1 protein-coding gene is annotated in these 4815 nt (G+C 67.8%); it reads right to left on the reverse strand.

The genetic code is table 11. From position 1 onward, the window contains the following. Window positions 1–4815, reverse strand: a 4815-nt coding sequence (locus KVS69_RS17855; protein ID WP_254622264.1) for a hemagglutinin repeat-containing protein, incomplete at both ends; no start/stop codon positions are given.

The raw sequence follows: 4815 nt of genomic DNA on the forward strand, positions 1-4815 counted from the left end.
CACCTGGCCCCCACCCTGCCCGGCACCGCTGCCGACGATGGCTGTGGTCACCGCATCCAGCGCCCGGCTGTATGAGCCGCCCGTAGTCCACTTCTGCGCGTCCCTGTAGTCTTCTCGGGTGGACAGGATCTCTCGTTGCGCTTCCGGGCTCTCCGCAGCGAACTTGTCCCTGTCCGCATCGCTCGGCAGGGACGCCAGGTACGCGTCAGTTGCAGCTTTGGTCTTGGCTGCGGCAACATCCCCCGCGATCTGTTTGCTGGTGGACACCACCGTCCCCGCAGCCGACGACATCGCCTGCTGCTCCTGCATCAGCTTCTGTAAATCGGGCAGAGTGCTGATCGCCTCATGTGCCTTGCTGGCATCCGTATTGACGCCCAGCTCTTCAGCCGTGACCTTTTTTCCACCGATGGTGATGTTGCCCTCGGTCAGGGTCGCGTAGGTCGTGGAGCTGTCGCTGCCGCTGCTGGTCATCGGCACGCCACCACTGAAGTTGGTGCCGTCCGCGTTGCCAAACTTGCCACCGGCCACGTTGGTGCCGATGTCCTTCAACTGACCGGCGGCGTTCTTGTCGGCGCCTTCACCGGTGCCCTTGTTCCCGAACCCCCCGCTGATGCTTGCCGAGCTGGCCCGGTAGTCCATCTCGTTCTTGAGGTCAGTGAAGGTCAAGCTCTGCGCGGTCAGCTCGCTGTTGGCGGCATTGGTGCTGGCAATGGCGCCGCCCACCAGGTTCACGTGTCCGGCGTCTACGTGGTAGCCGCCATCGCCCGCGAACAGCCCGGATTGCTGGCCAACGCCCTTGTAGCTGCCGTTGGCTTTGCCCGCACTGGCATAGCCGCTGGCATCCCACGCGGTGCCGACCGACACCTGCACGCGCCCGCCCACCTGGCTGTCCTTGGACATGCTTTCGGCAACGTCCTGCAGCGATTCAATGGTGAGCGTGCCGCCGGTCTTGACGTCGATCCGGTCGGCGGTTGCCGTGGCGCCGCGCAGGGTGGTGTCACCCTCGGCCTTGAGCGAGATGTTCTGGCCGGTCAGGGTGGTGTTCTGCCAGGTGCTGCTGTCGGCGTTGGACTTGCTGCTGCCCACGCTGGCTTCGGCGTACACGTACACGCCGGTCTGCGCGCCGACCGATACGCCCACGCCTACTTCGGCACCTGCGTTGTTGCTCCTGCTCTTGTCCTGCAGGTGCGCCTTGCCTGCTTCGAGCAGGATATCGCCGGCCGAATCCAGCGCCAGCGTGTTGCCGGCGCTGAGGTTGCCCTGCACCACGTGGATGTCGCCGCTGGTGCTGGTCAGGTTGACGTTGCCGCCGCCCTGGATGGTGGAGCCACGCGAAACGGTGCTGCTGCCCTCGGCACTGCTGCTGGAGGACTTGAAGCCGATGCCCGCTTCGGCACTGAACAGCGAGCCGCTGCCAGCGCCGCCGGCGGCCGCCGAGATTGCGCTGGCCGCCTGGTAGGCATTGGCACCGGCCGCCATGCCCTGCATGGCCTGCAGGCGCCCGTCCGACTGGCGCGCCGAATCCACGTTGTTGATCAGGTCGATGAAGGGCGACTTGATCCGCGCGAACACGCCGATCTTCAGGTCCTTGTCGCTCTGCGAGTTATGGCCGCTCTCATCTGCGGTGAGCAGCTCGATCTCGGCGGCAGTGATGTTCACGTCCTGCGCGGCCACCACGTTGCTGGCGATCTGGGTGTACTTGCCGCCTGCACCCAGGTTGACGTTGCCGCCCAGGCTGCCGATGGTGCTGGCGACCTGCGAGACCATGCCGCTGTCGTCCTCGTGCTGCTGGCGGTGCCAGCCGGCGAACTTCTCGGTGTCGGAGATCTGCACAGTGCCGATGGCCTTGCTGTCGGCAGTGTTGGCGTTGCTCACCGTGTCTTGGCCGCTCTGCACGGTGAGGTTGCCGGCGGCGCGAATGGTGACGTCCTTCTCGGCGGCGATGTTGGCCGCGGTCAGGGTGATGTCGCCTTCGGTAGTGGCCATGCGCACGCCACCTCCCACCGACAGCTGGGTGCCGGTGATGGTGTCGCTCTGGCCGGTGCCGTCGCTGCGCGAGTTGTTGGTGCCGAACGGCAGGCCGCTGGTGTTGTTGGCGAAGCCCCAGCCCTTGCCGGCACTCTGGCTGGTGCTGGATTCGGTGTTGTGGGCCACGTCGAACACGATGTCCTTGGTGGCCAGCAACAGCGCGTCGCCTTCTGCCGAGAGCTGCGCGCCCTGGCTGGTGATCGATCCGCCATTGGCGATCAGGGTCATGTCGCCGCCCGCACTCAGCTGGGCCACGCGGGCGTCGCTGGTGGAGTGGGTCTGGTTGCCGCTGGAGCGCTGGCTCCCGCCGGTGACCACCACCGAGGTGGTGGCCGCCCGCACGCCGGAGGCGGTGCCTTCGGCATTGCGGGTGATGTCGCCCATGATCGAACCACTGTCGGCCATGCCGTCGGTGGTGGAATCGCGGGCACTGCGGTAGGCCTTGGTGGGGTCGTAGGTGACGCCCATCGAGAAGCCGCTGGACTTGCTGGACTGGCTGTTCTGGGTGTCCAGCGTATCCTGGCGCGCCACCAGGTTGATGTCCTTGCCGATCAAGGTCAGGTCCTGCCCGGCGGCCACGTCGGAGGCGGCGATGGTGAGCTGGTTGCCTGCGTTGAGCTGCACGTTGCCGTCCATCGAGCCCACTGCCGACCCCACCTGGGTGGTGGACTGGCTGGCACTCTCGTTGTTGGACCTGGCGCTGCTGTACCCCACCGAGGCCACGCCATTGGCGAAGCCACCGGTAATGCCCGACTTCTTCTGGCTGAAGCTGCTGGCTTCGCTCAGGGTGTCCTGCGCGGATTCGATGGTGATGTTGTTCACCGCCGCAATGCGCAGGTCGTTGTCGGCCAGCACGGTGGAGCCGGTGATGGAGACGTCGTTGCCCGCGATGATGTCCACCGACTTGCCGCCGACGCTGGAGCCGACCGCGTAGCTGGCCGCGCTCTGCTCGTGGGTGGTGGTGGTGGTGCTGGAAAGCGTCTTCTTCTTGCGGGTGGTTTCATCCACCACCAGGTCGTGGGTTTCCTGGGCGGTGGTCAGGGCGACGTTGCGGCCGGCCGAAAGCACCACGCCACCGTCGCTGCTGTCCACGGTGGTGGACTGCAGCGTGAGGTCGCGCCCGGCCTGCAGGGCAACGCCTTCGCCGCCGCTGAGCTGGTTGCCCAGCACCCAACCGCTGGCGGCAGTCACCTCGCGCGAGTGGTTCCGGCTCTTTGCCCCGCTCTCGAAGGTCTGGGTGTCGACCACGGCGACGCTGTTGATGTCACGGCCGGCCTGGGCGACCAAGGCATTGGCGGCCGAGACATTGGCGGCCGCCAGGTTCAGGTCACGGCCCGCGTTCAACACCACGTCGCCGGCGCCGGTGATGGTGGTGCCGGTGTGGGTGAGCTGGCTCTGGTTGCTGAAGTTGCGGGCGTCGTGAGTGAGCGACACGCTCCGTTGCTCGGCGACCGAGGTCAGGTTGATGTCACCCCCGGCCACGATGGCGGTGAGGCCGTCGGCACCGGCGTTGGCCAGCTGGGCGGCGCGCAGTTCCACGTTGCCGCCGGCGTTGACGCTCAGCACGCCGGCACCGTCGGTGTTGGTCACGTACAGGCCAGCCACGCGATCCAGGGTGGTGGTGCGCTGGGTCAGCAGGTCGCCGTTGTCCTGCCATTCGCGGGTGGTGGAGGCCACGGTGATGTCACCGCCAGCCTTGAGCGCCAGTACGTCGGTGGCGGTGACGGTGCTGCCGATGATGTCGATGTTGCCGCTGGCCTTCAGGCCCACCTGCTGGCCACTGATCTGCCCGCCACCGATGTTGCGGATGTTGCCGGCGTCGATGCTGACCAGCTGGCGCCCGGCGATGGAGCCGTTGCTGACCAGGTCGCCACGCAGCTTGATGTCCACGTCGGCACCGGCCAGCAGTGCCCCGTTGTGGTCGAGGTCACCCGGCATCACGCGCAGGTAGACCTGGGGCACCAGCGCGCGGGTGACCGAGCCATCGGCCAGGGTCACGTCCTGCTCCACCAGCCACACGATGTCGCTGGTGAGCTGTGCCATCTGCTCGGCGGTCAGGGCCACGCCCGGACGCAGGCCCCATTCGCCGGCCACGGTGGCGCCGGCTTCCAGCAGCGCGCGGTACTGGTCTTCATCGCTGGCGTAGCCATCGAGGAAGCGGCGGCCGGTGAGTTCACCGATCTGTTCGCGCACCAGCTTCTGCTCGTAGAAACCGTCGCCCAGGCGCTTCTGGGTCTGCGACGGCTCGTAGCCGGCGCGCTGCAGCAGGTAATCGGAACTGAGCCAGCTGCGATAGTTGGCGAATTTCGGATCGGTTTCGACCAAGTAGGTGCCGCGGTTGGCGTCCACGTTGAACAGGCTGGCGCTGGGGGCGCTGGCGTTCGGTGCGGTGGTCACCACCAGGTGCGGATCGTTGCCGGCGGCGGCCACGGCCTGCTTGCGGTCGAGTGCAGCGTTGGCGCCACTGCCGGCATGGTTGCCGCCCTGCGCGGCCGTCGGGCCGGTGGCGGTGGCCTGTCCGGCCTGGACGGCACTGATGTCCTGCACGCCGCTGCCGCCCGGCCCTGCCGAGCCGACCTGGCCTGGTCCCTGCGCGGTGGCGGTGTCGGCCAACTGCGCGTGGGCATTGCCCGGGCCCTGCACGGCGGTGCCGTTCTGGCCCTGCGCTGCGGCGGCGGCATTCGGGCCCTGCGCGGAGACCGGTCCCGCGCCCTGCCCGGCACTCTGTCCCGGTCCCTGTACCGCGCCGGCACCGGGGCCTACCGAACCCGCACCGGGCCCGCCGGT

The organism is Stenotrophomonas sp. GbtcB23, assembly GCF_019091045.1.
GTDB classification, from domain to species: domain Bacteria; phylum Pseudomonadota; class Gammaproteobacteria; order Xanthomonadales; family Xanthomonadaceae; genus Stenotrophomonas; species Stenotrophomonas rhizophila_A.